At 35.0% G+C, this 24,871-nt stretch carries 12 protein-coding genes; 4 read left to right on the top strand and 8 right to left on the bottom strand.

Going from position 1 to position 24,871, the window contains the following annotated elements; translation table 11 throughout:
* Positions 1-125 precede the first annotated feature (125 nt).
* The 6 genes from CHB81_RS17090 to CHB81_RS17065 form a co-directional block, all read right to left on the bottom strand.
* Complete coding sequence (locus CHB81_RS17090) at positions 126-1,868, bottom strand: cellulase family glycosylhydrolase (RefSeq protein WP_089353131.1); 1,743 nt, start codon at positions 1,866-1,868, stop codon at positions 126-128.
* Between the two features lie 14 nt (positions 1,869-1,882).
* Positions 1,883-3,346, bottom strand: a complete 1,464-nt coding sequence (locus tag CHB81_RS17085; RefSeq protein WP_089353059.1) for a glycoside hydrolase family 30 beta sandwich domain-containing protein — start codon at positions 3,344-3,346, stop codon at positions 1,883-1,885.
* Between the two features lie 27 nt (positions 3,347-3,373).
* Entirely contained in the window at positions 3,374-4,831 is a 1,458-nt protein-coding gene (locus tag CHB81_RS17080; RefSeq protein WP_089353058.1) for a glycoside hydrolase family 30 beta sandwich domain-containing protein, read from the bottom strand.
* 86 nt (positions 4,832-4,917) lie between these two features.
* Entirely contained in the window at positions 4,918-6,372 is a 1,455-nt protein-coding gene (locus CHB81_RS17075) for a glycoside hydrolase family 30 beta sandwich domain-containing protein (protein WP_089353057.1), read from the bottom strand.
* Positions 6,373-6,693: 321 nt separating this feature from the next.
* A complete protein-coding gene (locus tag CHB81_RS17070) occupies positions 6,694-8,202 on the bottom strand; it encodes a RagB/SusD family nutrient uptake outer membrane protein (protein WP_089353056.1) in 1,509 nt (502 codons plus the stop codon).
* A 13-nt stretch (positions 8,203-8,215) separates the two neighbouring features.
* On the bottom strand, positions 8,216-11,326 hold the full coding sequence (locus CHB81_RS17065; RefSeq protein WP_089353055.1) for a TonB-dependent receptor: 3,111 nt from the start codon (positions 11,324-11,326) through the stop codon (positions 8,216-8,218).
* Positions 11,327-11,671: 345 nt separating this feature from the next.
* On the opposite strand from CHB81_RS17065, the gene CHB81_RS17060 reads away from it, so the two are divergent.
* The 4 genes from CHB81_RS17060 to CHB81_RS17050 all read left to right on the top strand — a co-directional run bounded on the left by CHB81_RS17060 (position 11,672) and on the right by CHB81_RS17050 (position 21,288).
* A complete protein-coding gene (locus CHB81_RS17060; RefSeq protein WP_089353054.1) occupies positions 11,672-14,542 on the top strand; it encodes a triple tyrosine motif-containing protein in 2,871 nt (956 codons plus the stop codon).
* Positions 14,543-15,508: 966 nt separating this feature from the next.
* On the top strand, positions 15,509-15,670 hold the full coding sequence (locus CHB81_RS26920) for a hypothetical protein (protein WP_176427541.1): 162 nt from the start codon (positions 15,509-15,511) through the stop codon (positions 15,668-15,670).
* A gap of 210 nt (positions 15,671-15,880) precedes the next feature.
* On the top strand, positions 15,881-19,096 hold the full coding sequence (locus CHB81_RS17055) for a hypothetical protein (protein ID WP_089353053.1): 3,216 nt from the start codon (positions 15,881-15,883) through the stop codon (positions 19,094-19,096).
* A gap of 488 nt (positions 19,097-19,584) precedes the next feature.
* On the top strand, positions 19,585-21,288 hold the full coding sequence (locus CHB81_RS17050) for a hypothetical protein (RefSeq protein WP_089353052.1): 1,704 nt from the start codon (positions 19,585-19,587) through the stop codon (positions 21,286-21,288).
* Between the two features lie 295 nt (positions 21,289-21,583).
* On the opposite strand, the gene murF is transcribed toward CHB81_RS17050, so the two are convergent.
* Both murF and gldJ read right to left on the bottom strand, forming a co-directional pair.
* Positions 21,584-22,867, bottom strand: a complete 1,284-nt coding sequence (murF, locus tag CHB81_RS17040) for a UDP-N-acetylmuramoyl-tripeptide--D-alanyl-D-alanine ligase (RefSeq protein WP_089353050.1) — start codon at positions 22,865-22,867, stop codon at positions 21,584-21,586.
* Positions 22,868-22,987: 120 nt separating this feature from the next.
* Positions 22,988-24,673 (bottom strand): gliding motility lipoprotein GldJ, encoded by a 1,686-nt coding sequence (gene gldJ / locus CHB81_RS17035; RefSeq protein WP_089353049.1) that lies wholly within the window; start codon positions 24,671-24,673, stop codon positions 22,988-22,990.
* Positions 24,674-24,871: the final 198 nt, after the last annotated feature.

Genomic DNA, 24,871 nt, shown 5'->3' with positions numbered 1-24,871 from the left:
TTCTGTTGTTGTCAACCCTGATCTAATTGTTTTGTCCCTACGGGACAATTTTCTTATATATACCAATATTTTTTTCTACCAACCTTTTTTCTACCAACCTTTAATTCCTAACGGAATATTATCTTTTATTTTTTTCTTTCAGAAAAATCTAAATAATTTAGATTAAAGCCTCCTTTTTCGAAAACTACTTTTATTTTATTTGTTCCCGAATTTAGCTCTACTCCTGATAAAACAACTGTTTTGAATTTTTCATTTCCTCCAGTTGCCGGAAGTGTGATCGTTTCTGATTTTTTACCGTTTTCTGTTTCTAAATGAAGCTTTCCTTTTGAGTTTTCACTTGAATAACGAATTGCAACTTTATATGTATTCTGTTTTGCAACCTGAGTTGTAAACTGAAGCCACTCGCCATCTTCTATAAATGAAACCTGATAACCGTTTGATCCTGCATCTTTACATGGCAAAATATCAACACCATCATTTCTCATGGTATTTCCTTTGTTCCACTCATCAAATTTTCCTGTTTCTGATCTGTAGTTTATAAAATCTTTATCTGAATATGCATGCTCATTTGTTCCTAAATCATATTGAGTTGCCGCAATTTTTCCAGGAATTACATGCTTTTTATAAGGTTTTGTATCGTTTGTTTGTACTTGTCTGAACATTGCGTCGATTACATCCGGCTTAACGGTTACGTTTTCCATTTTGTAATTATCTGCCATTTTCATTAATGTTTTCTTGGCAAAATCTGCACTTGGTTTTTGGCCGCCGTCTTTCCAGTATTTCAGTAAAACATCGTATTCCGGAATTTTGGTTACTGATGTTACTCCCGCAATATTTTCGATTTTTTTCATTGGCCAAAAAGCCCATCCAATATTATTGGTTTCTACTAAAGTCAACGCATCTTTAAACCAAACATTAGAGTTTTCTCCACTTTCTCCCAACCAAATTGGAACATTGTATTGTTGTCTGTAATCCAGCATTTTCTGGATAGAAGCGATTGTGTTGTAATTCCAATATTTATGAAAACTCAACGCCATATTCTCATCCCATAAAGGAAAAATTCCGTTGTAATTATTTCCCCAGCAATTTCCTTCGATAAAAATTAAATGGTTTGTATCAACTTCACGAATGGCTTTTGTTACCTGAACCATCAAATCTCTCAAAGGTCCGTTTGAGTTTTCGTCGCAACCGTTTTTATTGGTTCCGGTAAAATTCCAGTTTGGTTCGTTGATGATATCGTAAGCTCCAATCCAGGGATTATCTCTGTAACGAGAAGCCAGCTTTTTCCACAAAGCAATCATCTTTTTCTGATTGGTTTCACTTTGCCATAAAGATGGTTTTGTAGTATCGTAGTCAGAAATTGCAGCGTCATTTCCTTGTCCGCCGGGAGCTGCATGCAAGTCTAAAATAAGATAGATTTTATTTTCGGCACACCATTTCAGTAAATTATCTGTCATGGTAAAACCTTCTTCTATCCACGTGATTTCACCATTTTTCTCTTGTTCGATTGGCAGTGTATATAGGTTGTAATGCATTGGCAAACGAATAGAATTGAATCCCCATTTTGCTAATGAATCGATATCACGTTTTGTAATTCCGTTTGCTTTATAAGCGGCATAAAATTCTTTTGTTCCCTGTTCTCCAACAACGTCCTCAATTTTCTGTTTGATCACATATTGAGGACTTGCAAAAGGCTGGGTTTGCATCATGTAGCCTTCCTGCACCATCCAGCCTCCTAATCCTAAACCTCTTAGTAGTATGTTTTTTCCGTTTCCGTCAACAATCTTTTGTCCGTCTCTGTGTACAAAGCCTTGTCCAAAAGTTGCAATCGAAACCAGTAATTGTAGCGTAATAATTATTTTTTTCATTGTAAATGCTCTAATTATTTCCATGTATAAGTTCCTACAGCTCCTGCGTCTAAAGAAGTTGTAACCCATTTACCGTCAAATTTTATATTGAAAGCAACATTTGAAGATCCGTCATTTTCAACAATCAAAACTTTTGAACCTGAAGGCGTAATGAAGGCAACATTTTGTAAATTACCGTTGATATTACTATCAATTCTTATAGATCCTGCAGGAACAAATTTTGAAGCATGAGCGATAATATAGTAGGCTACATTACGCTGAAAATTGTCAGTCGAAGTAACCGTTAAAGCTCCTTTACATTCTGAACATCCACCATTTGTGTGAGGTCCATAATTAGCGTTGTTTGCCAAGTTCCATTCCAGAGCATTTCTACTCCAATTGCGCATGGAACCAATCACAACATTTTTAAGATGCCATTTTAAATCTCCGTCAAAACTACCTGTAGAAGAAGTCCATTGTTCTGTAAAATAAATATTTTTGGTAGGATAAGCATTGTAAACATCTGAAAGAGCGCTAATATCTCCTGCATATAAGTGAAATGCTGAACCGTCTACAAAAGGATTTGCTGCTGCATCAGCCAAGATTGTTTTAGGATAATCCGGCACATCACAATTATGATCATAAGTAATGATTTTTGTTGCAAGATTTGCTGCCTTAAATGCAGGGCCCAAATTATTCTTGATAAAATTTGCCTGCTCTAAAGCCGACATTTCCATACTTGGAGTATTATATGGATTTAAAGGTTCGTTTTGAGGCGTTATAGCATCAATTGTAATACCTTCCGTTTTCATTTGCTGAATGTATTTTACGAAGTATTTTGCATAAACATCATAATACTTTGTATCTAATCTTCCTCCTTTGAAACTGTTCTCCGTTTTCATCCAAAGCGGCGCTGTCCAAGGAGTTGCTACAATTAAAATTTTTGGATTGATTGCCAGAATTTCTTTTAAAAGGGCAATTACTCCATTTTTATCTCCATCTAAATTAAATTTAGTCAAATCAAGATCTGTATTTCCTGTAGAAATATCATCATAAGTAAAAGTGGTTGAATGCAAATCTGATGCTCCAATACTAATTCTGATATAGCTTATTCCGATTGAAGTTGCTGATGAACCAAATAATTCCTGCAAAAGAGCTGCTTTTTTTGTTGCATTCAACTGATTGATTACATCTGCACTTCCGCCTGTTAATGTGTATCCAAAACCATCTACGGTCTGGTATTTTTGGCTGGCGTTTACCTCAATATTCGGATAACTATTTACTGTAGTTCCAAAACCTAAAGCGCCTGTTTGTTTTGTTAGTAATGCCGTTTGATCTCCTTTTGTCAACCAAAAATCGACATCGTTTTTTACTACAACCGGCGGTACTACCGGAGGGGGATTTTCGACAGCATCATTTGATGAGGAGCATTTTACCTGAGCAAATATGGCTGTCGCAAAAAATATTGCTTTTATAGCGTTTTTAAATTTTGGTTTCATTTTTATAGTTTTTTAGTTAGACACCGGCTAGTTTATAATAGTTTGCAAAGCATGCGCCGGAATAGTGATCGTGGTTTTTGTATCTTGGTTTATGAGCGTATAAACAACTTCTTTGTCTGATTGGTTCATAACAATGGTAACGATCTTGTTATCAGAATTTTTAAATGAAGTGCTTATTAATGTTTTATCGCTAATGGTTTCGATTATCCTTTTGGCATTAGGTCGGATAAATTTGGAAAAATGACCTATATAATAATACATTGGTGTGTAGATCAATTCATCTTTTGTGGTATCTGCGTGAATTGGCGCAAAGCAAAAATTACCTACATGGTTAGGTCCTCCGTTTTGGTCTAAAAGGATGTTCCAATCTGTCCAACCCACAGTTCCGTTATTCAAATCGTTAATTATATTGAGTCCATATCGTTCTGCATTTCCCCAAAACTGAAATTTTGTGGCGTCAAACTTTTCGATACAGCCTTCTGTAAAAAGTAAATTTTTATTTGGAAATTGTTTGTGAACTTCACCTACTGATTCAAATTTTGGAGTTCCGCCATTCCATGTTTCATACCAATGGAATCCAATTCCCCATGCATATTTTGAAACTTCCGGGTCTGAGAAAACAAGATTGGCTCTTTTTTCTAGCTGGTCTCCACGATTGTGATCCCAGATGATAATGTTTTTAGAAGCTAATCCTTCTTTTTCTAAAGTTGGTCCTAGAAAATTTTTAAGAAAATCTCTTTCGACTTCAGGTGTGTAAATGCAAGATTCCCATCTTTGCTTTGCCATAGGTTCGTTTTGAATGGTTAATCCCCAAACCGGAATACCTTCTTTTTCGTAGGCTTGAATAAATTTAACATAGTAATTTGCCCATGATTGTGCAAATTCCGGCAATAAAACGCCGCCGTGCAAAATATCATTATTGTCTTTCATGAAAGCTGGGGGACTCCAAGGACTGGCAAATAAAGTTAATTTCCCGCCGGCTGTTTCAATTGCTTTTTTTATTAATGGAATTCGATATTTTTTATCGTGCTCAATGTTGAAGGATTCTAAATCTTTGTCTCCTTCTGTTATATAAGTGTAACTGTCGCTGCTAAAATCGCAGCTATGTATGTTGGTTCTGGCTAATGTGTAACCAATTCCTTTGTTTTTGTCGTAGTAGGCAGTCAGAAATTCTTGTTGTTTTTTAGGAGATAATTTGGCAAAAACTTCTGCACTTGCATCTGTTATGGCACCACCAATTCCTAAGAAAATCTGATCTGTTTTTTCAGGATCTAAAACAATAGAAACTGTTGAATTTGTTGCTTTCGAAATTAAATTATTCGAGAGCGATAACCTTAAATTTGTGTTTTCGGCGGTGGTATAAACTTCAATTTTTTTGTTTGATTTGGATGCTGAAACCGCTGAACGACTCACAACCTTTGATGAAGAACAACTTAATTGTAGAACTAGTATTGGTGCTATTAAAATTCTATTGATGATTTTCATTGTACTTTCAAAAAACTTTTAAAGTTGAAATTAAATTGAGGGTCAAATTGGATGATTCAATTCGACCCTCTTCTAATTACAAAAAATTAATACACTAATGTTTGTATGGCATGCGCAGGTATTTTAACTACTGTTTTTTCAGCAGCTATAATTAAATTATAGGTAATCTCTTTATCAGATTGGTTCATGACAACTGTTGCCATTGTTCCGTCAGTATTTAAAAATGAAGTACTTAATAATGCGCTTCTGCTCACGGCAGTACTTACTCTTACTGCGTTTAAGCGAATGAATTTCGAAAAATGTCCGATATAATAATAGGATGGTGTATAAATTAATTCACCGGTAGTTGTGTCAGCATGAATTGGTGCAAAACAGAAGTTTCCAACATGATTTGGCCCGCCATTTTGATCTAAAAGAATGTTCCAGTCTGTCCAACCTGCAGTTCCATTATTAAAATCATTAATCATAGAAATACCATATCTTTCTCCGTTACCCCAAAATTGATACTTTGCAGCATCAAATTTTTCGATACATCCTTCTGTAAACATTAAACCTTTGTTTGGATATGCTTCATGCACTTTACCAACGTTATCAAACATTGATGCTCCGCCAGACCAGGTTTCATACCAGTGAAAACCCATTCCCCAAACATACTTTGAAGCTTCAGGATCTGAATAAATTACGTTTGCTCTGTAATTCATTAAATCGCGATTATGATCCCAAACAATGATTTTTACATCCCCTAACTTTTCTTTTTTCAAAGTTGGCCCAAGGAAATTTTTAATAAAATCTCTCTCGTTTTCTGCTGTATAAACGCAAGATTCCCAAGTTTGAATTGCCATTGGCTCGTTTTGAGTAGAAGTTCCCCAAATTGGAATTCCTTCTTTCTCATATGCCTTTATAAACTTGGCATAAAAATTTGCCCATGTTTGATAATATTCCGGTAATAATGTTCCTCCTTTCAGGACACTTTTATTACTTTTCATAAAAGCATTTGGCGACCAGGGTGCAACATAAGTTGTCAATTTTCCTCCAGCAGTTTTTATGGCTTGCTTTATTAACGGAATGCGATATTGTCTATCATGATCAATAGAAAACGTCTTTAAATCTTTATCTCCTTCTTCGATATAAGAATAGCTTCCACTGCTAAAATCAGAACTTTGTATCGTTGTTCTTAGCAAAGAATAGCCTATCCCTTTTTGTTTATCGTAGTAAGCATTTAAAAATTCTGTTTGTTTTTCTTTCGAAAGTTTAGCAAAAATCTCAGCACTCGCATCTGTGATGGCTCCACCAATTCCCATGAAAGTCTGAAACTTTTTAGAGGGTTCTACAAAAACAGCTGACTCTGTTTCAAGAGGTTGTTTTGATGCCGAGAAAGTTAAATTATCTGTAGATGTTAATCTTAAATTTGAATTTTCGGCAGTTGTATAAACTGTTATCTTTTTCCCATTGGTTGTAAATTCTTTTTTTGTTTTTGTTTGTTGCGCAAAAGCTCCAACCGAAAACAGAAAACATAGAATTTTATAACTATTTTTTCTCATTCTTCTGTAATTATTTTAAATTCTATTTGAAGTTTTTTTAAAGAAACTCTTTATCTATAAAAACACATTCCAGCAGCTTAAGGATTTAAAAATAGCCCATACTCATAGTGATTATGGGCTATTTACAACCAAACTTAAACTTAACTTTATTTTCTTATTTTCGACGTAATTCAACGCCTTAATAATACTATTATCACAAAGCAATTAGGGCATTGCTATGGTTTTTTCATCATAACTATGTAGTGCTCCTAATGCTAAAAACAGCATTAGGTTTACACTTCATATTTAGATTTCTATTTGTGTTTTTTTACCCGTTAGTTCTTATTGATAATTAGGGTTTTGTTTCAATTTAGTACCATTAAGTTCTGTGTAAGGAATTGGTAAGATCTCATCTGTTCCTGCATCAAAACCTCTGTCAGATAATGCAGCAGCAGCATCTCCCCATCTTACTAAATCAAAAAATCTATGACCTTCACCAGCTAACTCCATTCTTCTTTCATTTTTAATAGCTGCTAATGTAACCGGTACAGAAGGTAAACCAACTCTGGTTCTAACTGCGTCAAGTAAAGCTTGCGCTCTTGCTCCTGAACCTAAAGCTTCTGCTTCCATCAAATAAGTATCAGCAAGTCTGATTACATAAGAATTTTGTTTGTAGTTTAACTCTTGATTACCACCACCTGTACGAACATCTGTTGCTCTTGGAAGATATTTGTTCAGGAAATAACCTGTATCCTGATAAGCAGGAATGTAATCTGCTTTACCAGCTGCTTTTAAAGCTTTAATATTAAGAATAGTAGCTCCTAATCTTGGATCGTCTTTCATGGCATCAAATAATTTTTGAGTTGCCGGGTTGAAAGCCCATCCTGAAGGAAGATCCGGTGCATCAGAACCTTTTGGTCTTGAATATCCTCTTGGTCCAATCATTTGATTTAGAGAGTTTCCTTCGTCTTTACCTTGTCCCCAGAATGACCAGTCAGTATTACCTGCACTACTATGAGATACTTCTAATATTGACTCTGCATTAAATTTATTTGTAGTTACCCATAAATCACTAAATTCAGGCAGTAATTTATTTCCGTATTGATTTGTTGCTCCCGGTGTGCCATTTACTTGCGCTAAAACAGCAGCAGCATCTGCATTTTTACCTTCAAACAAATATACTTTTCCTAATATTGCTTGTGCAGCTCCTTTATTAAGTCTTCCTGATTCTGTTTTTGCATCAACATTATTTGGCAAAGCAGGAATAGCTTCTAATAAATCTTTTTCTATTTGTGCATAAATCACCTCTGGTTTAACTTGCTCAGGATCATAAATAGTCTGAGCTGTTAAAGGCACTAAAACCAATGGAAGGTTTTTAAACATTCTCACTAAGTTAAAATAGTAAAGTGCACGTAATGCTTTAGCCTCTCCGGCAAATCTAACTTTTGAAGCTTCACTCGTAGGAGATCCAGGAAGCTTTGTCAACAACATATTTGCTCTTGCCACACCTTGAAAATGATCACTCCAGAAACTACCGGGAATACTGATTGAAGTAAGAGAGTGAGTAGAGAAATTTTGAATTCCTGTTCCATCAGTAGAACTTCCTCCACCTGCATAAAAATCATCAGATCCTGCATTTAACATCGCCACCATGTTCTCGAAACCTCCGGTATTTTTTCTCAACGGATCGTAAACTCCAATTAGAGCAGAATAACATTCTTGTTCGCTGGAAAAGTAAGTACTTGAATCAAATTTTCCTTTTGGGTCAATGGTTACAAAATCTTCAGAGCAAGATCCCAGAATAGACAATGCTATAGCAATGTATATATATTTATATTTTATAGTTTTCATAATTCTTTAATTTTTAAAATTGAACGTTAGCTCCTAACAGAATAGATCTTGCTTGTGGATAAACTCCTTTATCTACACCATAAACCTGACCTCCAATTTCAGGATCATATCCCGTGTATTTTGTAATAGTAAATAAATTTTCTCCTGTTAAGTAAAAACGAATTTTATCTGAACCAATTTTAGATGATAAACCAGTTGGAAGTGTGTATCCAACCTGAACAATTTTCAAACGTAAATAGTTTCCGTTTTCAAGATAAAAATCAGACATGTTAGTGAAATTTTTATTTGGATCATTGTTAGTCAATCTTGGATAATCGTTTGTGCTTCCTTCTCCAGACCAGTGACCTAAAGCACTTGTTTGATAGTTTGCATTCAAGATATCAAGTCTTCTCAAACCTTGGAAAATTTTACTTCCTGCTGATCCTTGAGTAAATGCCATAAAATCGAAGTTTTTATAGTCTAAGTTAATCGTAAGACCAAAAGTATATTTAGGGATGTTAGTTCCTAAAAATTGTTTATCATCATCAGTAATAGTACCATCACCATTTGTATCTGTCCAACGGAAATCTCCTGGCTTAGCATTTGGCTGAATTAAACCTCCTGCAGCATTTTTGTAAGCAGCAACTTCGGCATCATTTTGGAAAATACCTGCAGTTTTAAAACCGTAAAACTCGTTGAATGAATGACCAACTTGTGTTCTTGTTACTGGTCCCATAGATTGGAAACTAGCATCTCCAACAATATAGTTTGTAGATGATCCTACATAAGTGATTTCGTTTTTCAGGTAAGCAACATTTGCATTAACTCCTAAATTAAAATCTCCTAATCTTTTCTTGTATCCTAATTCAACCTCAAAACCACTATTATTCATATCAGCAATATTCGCAGATGGTTTATCAACAACCCCTACATATCCAGGAATAACAACGTCTCTTAAGATTCCTTTTGTTCTCTTTTTGTAGTAGTCTAAAGCAAGAGTAAAATCATTAAAAAGTTTTGCATCAAGACCAACAGTAGTTTGAGAAGTTTCTTCCCATCCTAAATCTGCGTTTGGTAAAGTAGAGTTTCCGTAACCTGTTGTGATTGAACCTGTGTTTCCAACAGAGTAATTATATCCTCCAACAACTAAACCTCTATATTTGAAATCATCGATATTATCGTTACCAACAACTCCATAACCTCCACGTAGTTTTAAAGTGTTAACCACATTATTTTCTTTCCAGAATCCTTCTTTCGAAATAACCCATCCTAAAGAGAATGAAGGGAAAACTCCGAATTTCTTATTTTCACCAAAACGAGTTGATCCATCACGACGAACAATTCCTGTGAAAAGGTATTTCTCTAAATAATCATAATTTGCACGTAAAAACAATGAAGCTAATTTATGTTCTACAAAATCCTCTGAAACGTTTACTCTGTCAGTTTGAGGAATGTCAAAATTGAAAGACGCATCTTTATAACTTGTGATTGGCAGACCAAACATAGTTACTCCAATTTTACCACCAATGTTTTCAACATAAGCACCTTGACCTGCCAAAATATTTATGCTGTGATCACCAAATTTATTAGCATAAGTTAAAATGTTTTCAAGAGTCCATGAAAATGATTTATTATTATTCTGGCTATAGCTATTTTTATCCGCTTTCATGTTTGGATTTAAGAAGAAAACCGGAGTGAAGCCCTGGTCTCCCCAATAAGCTAATTTACCACCAAGTGTAGTTCTGAATTTTAAATGACTAGTAATATTAGCCTCTAAATAAGCATTTCCAACAAAATCGTCTGACCAGCTGTATCCTCCTAATCTAGTTTGAGTATAAGCCAAAGGATTTGTCATCTCTTGTTGTACTAAAGAAGAAATTCCGTAAGGATTTCCGTTTGGATCTCTTACAACATTTGGATTTGTATAGAAACCAGTACTAGCAACTGCAGGATCTGTAACCACCAATGGAGTTAAAGGATCTAAGTTAATTGCAGAACTTAAAGGTCCTCCAAATTCACTGTTTGTATTTCCAATACCTTTAGTTTTTTGGTGTGTGTATCCAAAAGTTTGTCCAAAAGTAAAATAGTCAGAAATTTTGTGAGTTGAGTTTAAACGGAAATTTTTCTTTGTATAGTTTGAAATTTCTGTTGCAACAATACCTTCCTGATCTTGTATCCCGAAAGAAGCATAAAAAGTAGATTTTTCACCACCACCACTAATACTTAACTCGTGTGTATATCTAAAAGCATTGTTATTGAAGATTGCATCTTGCCAATCTGTACCTTTACCTAATGAAGATGGATTAGGATATTTAATACCTCCACCGTCTGCAAGAGACTTATCATTCATTACTGAACCGTATTGTGAAGCATTCAATAAATTTAATTTTTTAGCCGGGCCAGAAACACCAGCAAAACCATTATAGTTTACAGAAATTTTTCCTGATTTTCCTTTTTTAGTTGTAACCAGGATAACTCCGGTTGCAGCACGAGTACCATAGATTGCAGCAGAAGCGGCATCTTTAAGAACCTCGATAGATTCGATATCACTTTGATTGATAAAACCAATTGCGTTTGCATCTACAGCAATACCATCAACAACCCATAATGGATCATTACCACCTTCTCTAAAAGTAGTTATACCTCTAATACGTACCTTTGATTTTTCACCAGGCTGTCCAGAAACAGCAGCAACAGATACACCCGCTACTCTACCTTGTAGTGATTGCTCCACTCTACCATTAGGAACTTTCTCAAGATCGGCAGCTTTTACACTAGAGATTGCTCCTGTAACTACTGATTTCTTTTGAGTACCATATCCTACAACCACAACTTCATTTAAGGATTGTGATTCCGGTTTTAATTGAATTGTAATTTTTGTTTTCCCATTTACAGCTTCCGTAACTGGAGCATATCCAATAAAAGTAACTGTTAAAACACCTGTTGAAGGCGACTGAATTTGGAATTTACCATCAAAATCTGATGCCGTTGACTTAGTTGTTCCTTTTAATACAATAGTTGCACCTGGAACTGGCATTCCACTTTCATCTGTTATTACCCCGTTTACCGTGACATCCTGAGCCACAGCGATAACCGAGAATAACAAAGACGAAACACAAAAAATAAGTAATTTTGTTAATTTCATTTTTCTAAAAATTTTGGTTAATTAATTAGTAATTTGATGCAATAATAATCTTATTTTTTTACTATCAGCAATTAAAATTCATTACAAAAACACATCAAACTAAATTTTATTACATTACAAAAACACATCATTTTTTTTATAATACACTAAATAACAACACGTTAAAAAATAAATATTAAATGTTATCAAAATGTTAATTGCAAAAATAAACACTACACTAGTATAAGATTGCTTATTTTTAATAAATAATTACCTTTCTACAACGAGATAGTAGACACAAATAGAGTGTAAACAATTAAAAAACAAGCACTTATATTTAAAATTTTATAACAAATAGAAAAATTCATGAAATTGATAAAATCATATTTTTATATTACTTTTTTTACATTATTCACAATCTCCTTTTTTGGGCAAGTAAAAAACATTGGGCTTCCCGATGTAAGAAATTACAAGCGAAACGAATATAAAGGAGGCACTCAAAACTGGAATATTGGTCAGGATAAAAACGGAAATCTGTATTTTGCCAATAATAATGGTCTTTTGCAATTTGATGGTTCTTCATGGCGCTGCTATCCACTACCAAATCTTACTTCTGTCAGATGTTTAAAGATTGATGACTCCGGAAAGATCTTCGTTGGAGGATATAATGAATTCGGTTATTTCCAACCTGACACTAAAGGAAAACTTCGGTACACATCCTTAGCAAAACATGTAGATAAAAGCAAAATCAAAATAATTGACTTTATCTGGAAAATACATTCTTTTAACAATCAAACCATTTTTCAGTCTTTCGCCAGAATATACATATTCAAAAACGGAAAATTATCAATATTACAAGCCCCTAAACGATTTCAGTTTTCGTTTGTAGTCAATAATAAGCTTTATCTACAAGATGTAGAAAAAGGAATACTGGAATATAAAGACGGAAAACTATACACACTACCCAATACAACCAGTCTAAATAACACGGAGATATGGGGAATGTATTCTCTCGCTAAAAACAAGACCTTAATAATAACATTAGAAAGAGGTTTGTTTATTTATGAAAACAACAAAATAACGCCTTGGGATACTGAAGCCAATAATTTTGTCAAGAAAAACAATTCGCTTGGGGGCGTTACCATAAACAATAGTTTCATTGTTTTAAACACTGTTTTGGACGGTATATTAATTTGTGATTATAACGGAAAGATAATCCAGCATATCAACAGAAAAAAAGGACTACAGAACAATACTGTTTTAACCTCTTTTATAGACAACAAAAACAATCTCTGGCTGGGTCTTGATAATGGTATTGCTTTTGTCAACGAGAGTTCTCCTTTTACTTATTTTGGATTTAGTTATGATATTAGTACCGTATACGCCTCTGTGATTCACGACGGAAATTTGTATGTTGCCACAAACCAGGGTGTTTTTTACCACGCCTGGAACAATAGTTTTAAGGAAGATGTTTTTAAACTTGTTGAAGGAACTACTGCACAATCGTGGAATGTTCAGGTAGTAGACAACGAACTTATCTGTGCAAACAATAGAGGTGCTCTAGTTATAAAAGGCGGAAAAGTAACTCATATAATAGATCCAAAAGGTTATTTTGGCTTTAAGAAAATACCAAATCATCCGGGCTTTTTTATTGGTTCAAATTATGTTGGATTTGCTATATTTCAAAAAACACCAAGCGGATTAGTTTTTAAAAATCAGATTTCAGGTTTTGATAAATCATCAAATAGTTTTGAACTTGATGAATCGTATCTATGGCTTAAAAAAGATGAGTCTATTTACAGAATGTCTCTTAGTGATGACTTGACAAGATTTGCTACAATCAAAAAAATTGATCATTTAACTCCTAAATTTAAGAATATTGGAAGTCTTCAAAAAATAGACAATCGTATTTACTTTCAAACCAACAATCATTTTTACAAGTATTCTAAAGAACAGGATTTGTTCTTTGAAGATAAGAACCTTACCAATCTATTTAAAAACATACCTGTTATTAGTGCATTAAGCGAAGATTCGCAATCTAATTTATGGTACGCATTCAATGAATCATTAGGCGTTTTAATGAAACAAAACAACAAGTACAAGAATATTGTAGCACCATTTTCAAACCTTACAGGTAATTTGGTAAGTAATTATCTGTCTGTAAATACAATTGACTCAAAAAACATATTTATTGGATTAACAGACGGATTGGCGCACTATGATTCGCAATTTCTGAACAACTTCGTAACAAAACCAAAAGCTTTTATTCGTAGTTTCTCGTTTCCCGGCGACACGATTACTTTAGGAAATAATCAGAATAAAATTGAAAATATCCGTATTCCATATTCTTCAAATCATGTTCGGTTTACGTTTTCTTCCCCAACATACGAGAACTTAGAAAATGTCGAATTCTCCTATCAATTAGAACCTTTTGATGACAAATGGAGTAATTGGTCTACCATATCTCTAAAAGAATACACCAATCTTCGTGAAGGAGAATATACAATGAATGTAAAAGTTCGAAACAGTTACGGAATTCAGTCCCTGCCTGCAAAACTGTCTTTTACGGTTTCTCCGCCTTGGTACAGACACTTCCTGGCTTTCATGCTTTATTTTGTATTAATCGTTATAGGAATTTATTTGATTTCTACCCGAATAAAGATGAAGATCCGCAAAAACAAATATTATGAAACTATAGAACAACGAAGACTTTATCTGGAAAAAGAATCAAAAATCAGGCAAGAGCAATATGATCTTGAAAAAGAAATCGAAAAATTAAAAAACGACAAGCTTCAAATAAAAATCTTGGCAAAAGACAAAGAACTGGTAAACAACTCTTTGCAAGTGGTTAAGAAAAATAAGATCCTAAACGGAATCATCCATAAACTAAAAGAGATTGACGTTGAAGCACTCGACGATTCAACAAAGTTTCAGGTTAGCAAACTAAACAAAAGCATTGTAAAAGAAGTAAACACAGATAAAAGCTGGAAAGATCTTGAAAAACACATTAAAAACGTGCATTTTGAATTCTTAAAACGATTAAAAGAAAAATATCCTACGATCTCACCTCGAGAACTCGATTTGTCTACCTATTTATTAATGAATATGTCTACGAAAGAAATAGCCGAGATCATGAATATTTCAACCGGAGGAGTTGAATTAGCCCGATACCGATTAAGAAAAAAACTCGGCTTAAATAAAAAAGAAAATCTAATTGGTTTTCTGATGAGTATCTAGTAAAGATTTTAGATTGGCGATTATTGATTGTTGATTGTTGATTGTTGATTGTTGATTGTTGATTGTTGATTTTCCGCGATCTAGACGTTGCGTTGAAACAAAGCATTACCTAACATAAAAAAATCCGCATTAATCAGCTGAAAACATATTGTTGTGGAGAAACATAAAATATTTTGTAGCTTTAATTATTTTAAACATAAAAATCGTTAGGTTTTCTCTCGAAGATTTTGCAGATAAAGCAGATATATTTTAATCTGCGTAGATCTGCTTAAATCTTTTTAAATCTGCGTGAAACATAAATCCGCATTAATCCGTGTTTTCGCGATAGCGAATCTGCTTCATCTGCGTTCTTACTTCTTACTTCTTACTTAGATTACTTTGTGGCTGCTTTGTACAAAATGGCACACGGATAACACAGATTAAGCGGATTTTTTTTAACCCGACAGATTTTTAAAATCTGTCGGGTTTATTGTTTTACCAAATCCTGTCTTTAAATTTTTATTTAATGACTTTACTATACCTGCAAATAACCCACAGTCAGTCACTTTAACTTTTCTTTGAAGATTAATTTTTTTTTGTATGCTTAAATTTCTCTCCTACTCATACTTGTAAAAAATCACTTGCAAATATCTTATTCTACCAGTTTTAAAACTTTTATTGGTCACTATGAACTAGATATCAAACGGATCTTTACCCCCTCAAACAAATGAAGTTTGAAAGTTTGCAGCTAATATTAATTAAACTCAGGGACTATGAAAAAATAAAAAACAGTATTAACACTTGCAGCACTACTGAATTTAAGCATCTTACCTGCTCAAATACAAAACAGGTAACGAGATTATCAATATTGATACCTGGTGCAATTAAACAGTAATTCTGCAGCAAAAGGTAGATCAATACCAAAGTTTACTTTGCAAAAAACAGCGAATTAAGATTCCTATTACAAAAACTCTTGCAAAAAAACTTTTGATTTACAATACAGCAGCCATCAACGATGTTGTTCCGGGATTTTATTACCGTAATAGTGCCAAATTGGCAAAAACATCAACAGAAAGTGATTCTGCTGCAGGTAAATATTGGGGTACAAGGCAATTAAACAAGTATTGCCAGATGACTGCACTATTGTAGCATCTGGATTAGCAAACAATATTACAATGCCTTTACCAGCGATAGTCTTATAAGTTATTACAATCTGATGAAACGAACTGGCATGTAATTTCATCTTTTCAACTAATAAGCCTCAAACATTCAAAGCTATGAAATTGGACTGGCATCCATTTCATAGTTGTAAGCATCATTACACTCTTACAAGATTTTAAACAATTTAATTATTAAATAATGGAAAAAAAATTATTTTATATATGGCTCTGTTTTGCAGCCATGTTATTTTCAGTAAACATTAATGCACAGGCCTCGATAGGCAGCAAAAAAAATCCCGAGGCGTTTTCTGTGTTAGAGCTTGCAAATATTGGCGGGCTTAGACTGCCTCAAATGACTACAGCCCAGCGTAATGCTTTTGCTGTAAAAGGCAATGCGCTTGGTAATGGTCTTACCATTTACAATAGCACTACCGGTTGTGTAGAGTATTGGAACAGCAGCCGCTGGGTGAGTTTATGTGATGGTACATCACAAACCACTATCAGCCCGACACCTTGTATTGGTGTAGCTGCAGACGGATCTGGCTGTAACCAGACCTTTACAGTAGCAGACGTAGATTGTCCTACAGGGCCATTTACTATCACTATAGTAGCAGGCGGTGATTATGCTGCCTTGTATGATGTAGATAATGTGGGCGGATCATTTAAAGTTGCTTTTAATGAAAATGCAAACGTTAATGCCCGTACTATTTTGGTACGTGTTACAAGTACTTGTACAAGTATGTACAAAGAATTTTTATTCTCTCAAAACGGGGTAAACTGTACTTCTATGTCTTATGCGGTGCCAACAATAAGCCCGGCAAGTACTAACCTGTCATTATGTGCCGGAGGATCTGCTTATTTAGCAGTTCCTGCAACAACAGCAAATCTTGATAAATTAATCTGGACCCGTAACGGTGTAGAGGTAGCTCGCGGCGTTTCTTTTTATATCGCTAATTTGGCTGGTAAATACAATGTTTCTATGGGAGCTGTTGGTTGTAATACCAATGCTGCAAATGAGCGTAATGTTACCACATCTGCTACAGCAGCATCTGGGGCTACATCAATTATTGCTTCTAACAATGGCGTTCTTTGCGGAAGTAACCCTGTAACGCTTACAGCAACAGGAAACACTGCAAATGTAGTATGGTTACAAAACGGTGTAGAAAAACAATCTGGAGCAACAATAAGCTTAACAGGTGATTCAAGTGTAGGAGAATGGTTTGCGGCTATAAAAGACGGAAGCTGTTATTCTAAACCTTCAAATAGTATTACTATTACTAAAAGTGCAGCAACAGGACAGGTAACCCTTAATGATTCTGATGCACTGGTAAACGGAAAGGCTTTAAGCACTTTTAATTCATTTTGTGCAGGCGGATCATTAGATTTAAGTGTTGCCAACCAAAAGAATGGTATTACTTATACCTGGTACAATGGTAATGATATTATCAGTTCTAATCCTTTTATAGTACCAACTAACTTAACTAAAATTACGTTACGTTTAGTGGCTACAGATAATAGCGGTGCAACTTGTTCTAAAGAGGTAAATGTAGTAGATAAAAGTGTTACAACAGGCGGTGCACCGGCGCAGCCTAATATTACAGGAAACTCTGTACTTTGTGCAGGTACTACAGATTTAACTTTGGTGCCGGCTGTGGCAGGAACCTATACCTATACCTGGTATAAAGATGGTATAAAAATGGCTCAGACTACACCAACAATTACTGTAACTACACCAGGTGTAGTATATACAGGTATGGTGACTACTCAGGCTGGATGCTCAAGTACTGTGGCTACAAAAACAATTGCAGCTAATGTTTCTGACTTACCGGTGCTTACATGGGTTTCAAAACCTCCATCAGGTAATTATGGAACTTCTGTTAGTTTGCAGACTGCTATTGAGTTTGGTCCTGCAGTATCTTATACATGGACTGCTGACAGCGGAGCTGTGGTTACAGGTTCAGGAGAAAGTGCTTCAGTCAAGCTTCCTGCTTCAGGAACAAGTGGTGCAACTTTAACTGTTAAGGTAACTGCTGTAAACAGTTGTGGTAAATCTGTTGAAATAGCAGCAACAATTACCATGAACAATGCATGTCCTCAACCTGTGCTTACAGCACAGTCTGATCTTTCTCAAACAGTAACTGCAGGATCAAGTGCTGTTGTATCAGTATCAGTATCGTCTGCGGTAAACGAAACATACCAATGGTACAGCAATGCAACAGCAAGTACTACAGGCGGTACCAAGGTAGGTACTAGTTCAAAAACATATACTTATACTCCGTCTGGAGCAGGTACAACTTATTTTTATTGTATCGTGACTAATGGTTGTACAGGTAACCCAACAGGAACTTCATCGGTATTTACGGTAACAGCAAATGCTAACCCTGCTACATTACCAACAGGTGCAGGAACATTGAGCGGTAAAACATGTTTTGATATTACCGAGAGCAACGATGGTGGTTCTTGCGGACTATTAACATCTCGTGCATCAACTAAGGCAGATTTTAACCAGACAGCTACTAACACGCAAACCTATACGTTTACACCAAGTGGTGCAGTAAGTAAAATTCGTTTTGCTTATGTAGAATCTTTAGGAGGAACTATTGTAAAATCGCTTACTAATAATGGCAGCGAATCAGCTCTTAATGTAACAGCAACTGTTACCGCAACGATGGTATACAAAAATACGTTGAGCAGTACAAATGGTGCTGGTACAGGTGCCGCTTTTGGAAAAACAACAGCTAATGCTCTATCGGTTGATTTGTATGTAATTTATAATGACAATGCTGCAGGTACAGGTACAGATAAAACCGTAAAACTAACAGCAAAAATACAGGATTGTGCTTGTTGTGGTGCTTTTGTAGCTCCAAGTGTTTGGAAAAACTTTATGTGTTATAATCTTGGTGCTAACGAAAGTTTAGACCCTATGGTGCCTAATCCTGGTTTAATTGGAAATTATTATATGAGAGATTTTAAGGAGCCATTTGCAAACGCTTCAGCATTAGTTCCGCCACCTACTGTAACGCCTTGGAATGGTAATCCTCGTACAGTTGGTGACCCTTGTCCTGCAGGTTATCGTCTAGGAACTGCTGCCGAGTGGAAAGGAGTCTTTACTTATAATACACTTACTCCAGTTGGTACTAATACTGCCTTGGGAATGGCATTTACAAAAACAACAGGGATTAAAATTGGTGATACTATGATGTTGCCAAGTAATTATTTCTATGATGTTAGTACAGGTAAGTATAAGACTCAGGTTGATAATATTATAATTGAGTATGAAGCAGCGATACATTTTGAGAATAGTAGTTATTACGTTTATGGAAAAATGAAGAATAGTAGTACTATATCAACTGGCCCTAATAGCGGCATAGTTTTTTCAAGTGCTGAACCTGTGCGTTGTATTTCAATTAATTAGAAAGGTATTTTATTAAAACCTAAATTAAAATTTGGAGTTGTTTTACTCCTTCAAATCAAGATAGGATTTAATTTTTCTAAAGCAAAAAATAAATAAAAGTCATGCGCTTTTCATGTCCTGCAATCTGGCAGGAATGAAAAGTGAGTGATTAAAGAATCCATTGTTTGTTATATTGTTTTGTGTAAGAGAATGCCAGCTATTCCTTATTTACATGATATTTCAAATAAGCAGCCAACAGGTCAAAAGCCTGTTGGCTTTTTTTTTATACCTATATGAAATACTTTGCGGTCACTTTGTGCAAAATGGCACACGGATAACACAGATTAAACAGATTTTATTTTAATCAAAAACACTTGTAAACAGTACTGTTTATATAGCATTATTTGCAAGTACCTTATTCTGCCACTCTAAAAACTTTTATTAGCAATTAAGCTTATTCTTTAAACTCATTTTTATTCCTCAGATAATACTAATTTAAATCAGAGAGAATGAAAATAAAAATACTTTATACACCACTCTTTTTTGCAGTCCTGTTATTTTTATTTTCAGTAACCATTAATGCACAAACAACCATTAGCCCGACACCTTGTATTAGTGCAGCGGCAGAAGGAACCAAAATGCTTACAGCAACAGGGCAGACAACCCTTAACGAGGAAGCCGATGCATTGGTAAACGGACAGGCTTTAAGCTCTTTTAGTACATTTTGTGCAGGCGAATCACTGGATTTAAGTGTTGCCAACAAAAAAGATAATGTTACTTATACCTGGTACAATGGCAGCGATATAATCACCTCTAATCCTTTTGTAGTACCAGCCAGCCTGACTGAAATTACATTACGTCTGGTAGCTGTTGAATGCCCTGCACCTGGCCTTGCGGCACAGTCTGATCTTGTTCAAACAATAACTACAGGATCAAGTGCTGCGGTTTCAGTATCTGTATCATCCGGGGTAAACGAAACCTGCCAATGGTACAGCAATACAACAGCCAGTACTACAGGCGGCACACTGGTGGGCAGCAATTCAACTTCGTATTCTTATACCCCATCTGAAGCAGGTACAATGTTTTTTTATTGTATCGTGACTAATGGTTGTGTGGGTAACCCGAAAGCAGTTTCACCAATATTTACGGTAACAGCCGTTAACCCGGCTGTACTGCCAATAGGCGCAGGAACATTGAGTGGTAAAACTTGTTTTGATATTGCAGAAAGTAATGATGGCGGTAGTTGTACACCATTAAGCGGGCGTTTAGCAACTAAGGCAGATTTTAGCCAGACAGCGACTAACACGCAAACCTATACGTTTACACCAAGCGGTGCAGTAAGTAAAATTCGTTTTGCTTATGTAGAATCTTTAGAGGGTGCTATTGTAAAATCGATTACTAATAATGGTAATGAAGCCGACCTTTATGTATCTGGAGCAGTTACAGCAACGGTTGTATATAACAACACTTTGAGCAGTACCAATGGTGCGGGTACAGGTACCGCTTTTGGTAAAACAACAGCAGATGCTTTAACAGTTGATTTGTATGTCATTTACAACAATAAAGCAGATGGATCAGGTACAGATGAAAGAGTAAAACTAACAGCAAAAATACAGGATTGTGCTTGTTGTGGTGCTATGATAAGCCCAACAGTATATAAAACGTTTATGTGTTATAATCTTGGTGTAAGTGCAAGTTCAAATTTAGATCCTATGGTGCCTAATGCATATATAAGAGGAGACTATTATGGTTATGGGAAACAAACTCCAGCTATGTTTGGTTATATACCGGGAGATAATCAGGGAGCCTACTTGCAATATACCGCCAGCAGTTGGGGTAATGGAGTTAAAACGGCTACTGACCCTTGCCCTGCAGGTTATCGTGTACCTAGTAAAAGTGAATGGCAAGGAGTAGTTGCAAACAATACAAGAACTGCAGTTGGTGGTGCTCGATCAGGTGATTGGGGATATCTCTATACAGGAGTTAAGTTCGGAAATTTCATGATGCTGCCTACAGCAGGAGCATATAACTATGTAAATTATAATATGTATTTATCTAAAAATGCTAGTCTTATGTATATGTCAAGTACTTCTGCTTCTTTAGAAGGACCTTTTAGTGCCTTAAGTGATGGTAGTTATGCTGGCTCTTCTGCTACGGTGACTGAAGTTGGGTATAAGACTTTTGGAAGCGTACGTTGTATATCAGAGAATTAAAAAAAAACTACAGCAATTAATTAGAAAAATCCGTTTTTATCAGCGTTTTCGCTTTAGCGAATCAGTAAAATCAGTGTCTAATCTGGACGCGGATAAAACAGATTTATTTCGTAAAAACGCGGATAAAAACGGATTTTATTTTTTAAAAGCCTAACTTAATGACAATATCCAATTCCGAAGCTTCGGGACGGAACGCAAAGCTTTGTATTGATCTAGCTTTGCGAACTTAATCACCACAATATCATGCAAAAAACTTTGCGAACTTTGCGGTAAAATTTTCTTTAGATCAGCAATATTAAATATATTCTAATGTTCGCTCCAGCGCCATGCCTCGCGAGCCTTTTATTAAAATTGTATTCTCGTTAAAATGGATCGTTTTGAGATATGCTGCAAAAGCATCAAAAGTTTCGAAAAAGTGAATGTTACCATTAGAGACTCTGTTCTCGTAAAAATATTTTCCAATTAAATAACAAACAGATTTTTCCTGATTTGATAAAGAATCAACAATAATCTTATGCTCTTCATGGCTTTCGTCTCCAAGCTCAAACATATCTCCCAGGATCATTACTTTGTTCTGATTTTCTAATTGCAGAAAATTAGTAATCGCCACAGCCATACTACTCGGATTAGCATTATAGGCATCCAGAATAATTTGATTGGATTCCTTTTTTAGTAATTGCGATCTGTTGTTTTCAGGAATATAGTTCTCGATAGCTTGTTTTACATCAGTTTCAACAACTTTAAAATACTTTCCTATCGCAACAGCAGCATTAATATTATTAGCATTGTAAAGCCCTATTAAATGCGATTCTACGATAAAATTATCATAGTCGACAACAACAAATGGATTTGCCTGAATACTTTTGATATTAAGATTGGATTCCTCTTTATTTACCCCAAAAGTAAACGTTTCAATTCCTTTAGATTTCTCAATCTGAATTGGATCTTCAAGATTAACAAAAGCCAATTTATTGTTTTTTAAGAGATATTGATACATCTCGCTCTTACCCTGAATAACGCCTTCAACACCACCAAAACCTTCTAAGTGTGCTTTTCCAAAATTGGTTATATAACCATAATCAGGCTGAGCAATTTCACACAAAAATTCAATTTCTTTTTTGTGATTCGCCCCCATTTCTACAATTCCAATTTCAGTTTCCTTTGAAAAAGACAGCAAAGTCAATGGAACTCCAATATGATTATTCAAATTTCCAACGGTAGCTTTCGTTTTAAATTTCTTAGAAAGCACTACATTAATAAGTTCTTTTGTAGTTGTTTTTCCGTTGCTTCCTGTAAGTGCAACAATAGGTAATTTCAAATAAGAACGATGAAATTTTGCCAATTCCTGCAATGTTTCTAAACTGTTCTGAACCAGAATAGTTCTTTCGTCTATCGCATAAGCCGCATTGTCAATAATAACGTACAAAGCTCCTAATTCGAGCGCTTTTGCGGCAAAAGTATTAGCATCAAAGTTCTCGCCTTTTATAGCGAAAAACATAGAACCTTTTTCAATTTTTCTTGTATCAATTGAAACGGAACTACTTTGTAAAAACAAGTTATGAATCTCCTGAATATTCATTTATATTTTATTTTATTGATCGTAAAAGTAGAAAAAAAACAATAAAAAAATTCCAAATCCCAGACTGAAATAATCAGCTTTTGGAATTTGGAATTTTTTATTAAAATTTATTTCTAAAACCTAGTTTCTAGGTGATTTTCTTTTTTCAGATTTTGCACCTACTCTAGACATTGCACATCTAAATCCGATGTAATCAGTTGCCATATCCTGAGGGAAATATCTTCTTTGAGCCGGATCTAACCAATAAGCTCTATCTCTCCAAGAACCACCTTTGTAAACTCTTACATTATCATCGATTAACGTAGTACGTTTACTTGAGCTATCATATTTTCTAGTCATCTGACCTAAACTATCTGTTGTGATATTATGTTTAGGAGAGTTGTACATTGCCTGATCAGCTTTTGGTCCTGACTCAGAATCTCCAAAGTCAAAATATCTTGAAGATTGTTTGTCACCATCTCTGTAGTTGATATTGTCACTTGTACTAAAGTTAGTTCTTAAGTAAGTTTCATTGTCATCAACTGGAACCTGAGCGATTTCTCCCGGTAAGTTTGTTGCTACTTTTTTACCATTACTTAATGTTTTGTATTGAATATTATCTTTAGTGATAATTTCAATTTTTCCATCTTTACCAATTTTGTTTTTAGCATATTGATTTCCTCTAAAATAGTTGAAATCATTTGCTTCATTGTCGATAATAGGTCTGTAAACATCGGCAACCCATTCGGCTACGTTTCCAGCCATATCGTATAATCCAAAATCGTTGGCAGCATAACTTTTTACTTGATTTGTAATATCTGCACCATCATCTGACCAACCAGCAATTCCACCGTAATCACCGTTTCCTTGTTTAAAGTTAGCCAATTGATCTCCTTTGTTTTTACGTTTAGAAGAACGTGTATAATCTCCGGACCAAGGATATTTCTTTTGTCCTTTATATATATTGTATTCTCTTTGTCCAACATCTGCTGCAGCTGCATACTCCCATTCTGCTTCAGTAGGAAGTCTGTATTCTGGCAAGATAACTCCGGAAGAACGTTGTGCATAAACATTTTTCTCTTCAGGAACTACTCCGTCTTTTCCGGCTTTTGGTCTTTTCCCACCTGGGTTTTTCTTCAATACAATCTCTTCACTACCTCCACGTGCAGTACTAGGAGACATTAAATAAGCTTCAGTATTAAATGCATTATCACCAGTAACATCGTTGGTTTTAGCACCTTTTTGAAGGTATCCGTTCTTTTCCAAAACAGCTTCATTAACACGGTCTGTTCTCCATTTAGCAAATTCAACAGCCTGAATCCAGTTCACACCAACTACAGGATAGTTTGCATAAGATGGATGTCTCAAATAGTTGTTAGTCATCGTTTCGTTATATCCTAAACGATTTCTCCACACCAATGTATCTGGCGATGCTCCTTCGTAAATGTTTTTGTAATTTTCTTCTGTTGGAGGGAAAACTTTCTTTAACCACTCCAGGTATTCTAAGTACATACCATTCGTAACTTCAGTTTCATCCATATAGAATGACTGAACGTGTTGTTGAGTAGGTGTGTTATTCCAATCATGCATAACATCATCCTGTACTTTACCCATAGTAAACGTACCTCCTTCAACAAAAACTAAACCAGGACCAGCCTGTTGTTTTTTTCCTGCATTTCTAGCAGCCGTTCCATTCTGACTATCTACATCCCAACCTGTTGCTCTTGAAGCGTGACTGGAACTCGATTTTTTGCTACAACTAGCCGTGCCTAACATCAATACCATTGACATCATTAATTGCAGGGCTACAATTTTGTTTACTTTCATACTCATTCTTAGGTGATAAATTTAGGTGCTGCAATATAATAATTAACATTTAATTAGCAACATCTGTTCTAATAATTTTATTTAGCTGTTTTTTACCAGAAAATAACCTATAGTTACGAACGCAAAAATATACTTTTTATTATTTACTATAACATGAAATACTATATTTTTACTTACTAAAATATTTTTAAATTAATC

The sequence above is a fragment of the Flavobacterium sp. ov086 genome, assembly GCF_900187965.1.
GTDB lineage: Bacteria > Bacteroidota > Bacteroidia > Flavobacteriales > Flavobacteriaceae > Flavobacterium.
The sequence above is the reverse complement of the archived record's forward strand: the minus strand, read 5'-3'. Positions and strand labels throughout refer to the sequence as shown.

What these genes read in the sequence shown, in the direction of transcription:
- CHB81_RS17090 (WP_089353131.1), bottom strand. Translation starts at nt 1,868, where the DNA reads ATGAAAAAAATAATTATTACGCTACAATTACTGGTTTCGATTGCAACT.
- CHB81_RS17085 (WP_089353059.1), bottom strand. Translation starts at nt 3,346, where the DNA reads ATGAAACCAAAATTTAAAAACGCTATAAAAGCAATATTTTTTGCGACA.
- CHB81_RS17080 (WP_089353058.1), bottom strand. Translation starts at nt 4,831, where the DNA reads ATGAAAATCATCAATAGAATTTTAATAGCACCAATACTAGTTCTACAA.
- CHB81_RS17075 (WP_089353057.1), bottom strand. Translation starts at nt 6,372, where the DNA reads ATGAGAAAAAATAGTTATAAAATTCTATGTTTTCTGTTTTCGGTTGGA.
- CHB81_RS17070 (WP_089353056.1), bottom strand. Translation starts at nt 8,202, where the DNA reads ATGAAAACTATAAAATATAAATATATATACATTGCTATAGCATTGTCT.
- CHB81_RS17065 (WP_089353055.1), bottom strand. Translation starts at nt 11,326, where the DNA reads ATGAAATTAACAAAATTACTTATTTTTTGTGTTTCGTCTTTGTTATTC.
- CHB81_RS17060 (WP_089353054.1), top strand. Translation starts at nt 11,672, where the DNA reads ATGAAATTGATAAAATCATATTTTTATATTACTTTTTTTACATTATTC.
- CHB81_RS17055 (WP_089353053.1), top strand. Translation starts at nt 15,881, where the DNA reads ATGGAAAAAAAATTATTTTATATATGGCTCTGTTTTGCAGCCATGTTA.
- CHB81_RS17050 (WP_089353052.1), top strand. Translation starts at nt 19,585, where the DNA reads ATGAAAATAAAAATACTTTATACACCACTCTTTTTTGCAGTCCTGTTA.
- murF (WP_089353050.1), bottom strand. Translation starts at nt 22,867, where the DNA reads ATGAATATTCAGGAGATTCATAACTTGTTTTTACAAAGTAGTTCCGTT.
- gldJ (WP_089353049.1), bottom strand. Translation starts at nt 24,673, where the DNA reads ATGAAAGTAAACAAAATTGTAGCCCTGCAATTAATGATGTCAATGGTA.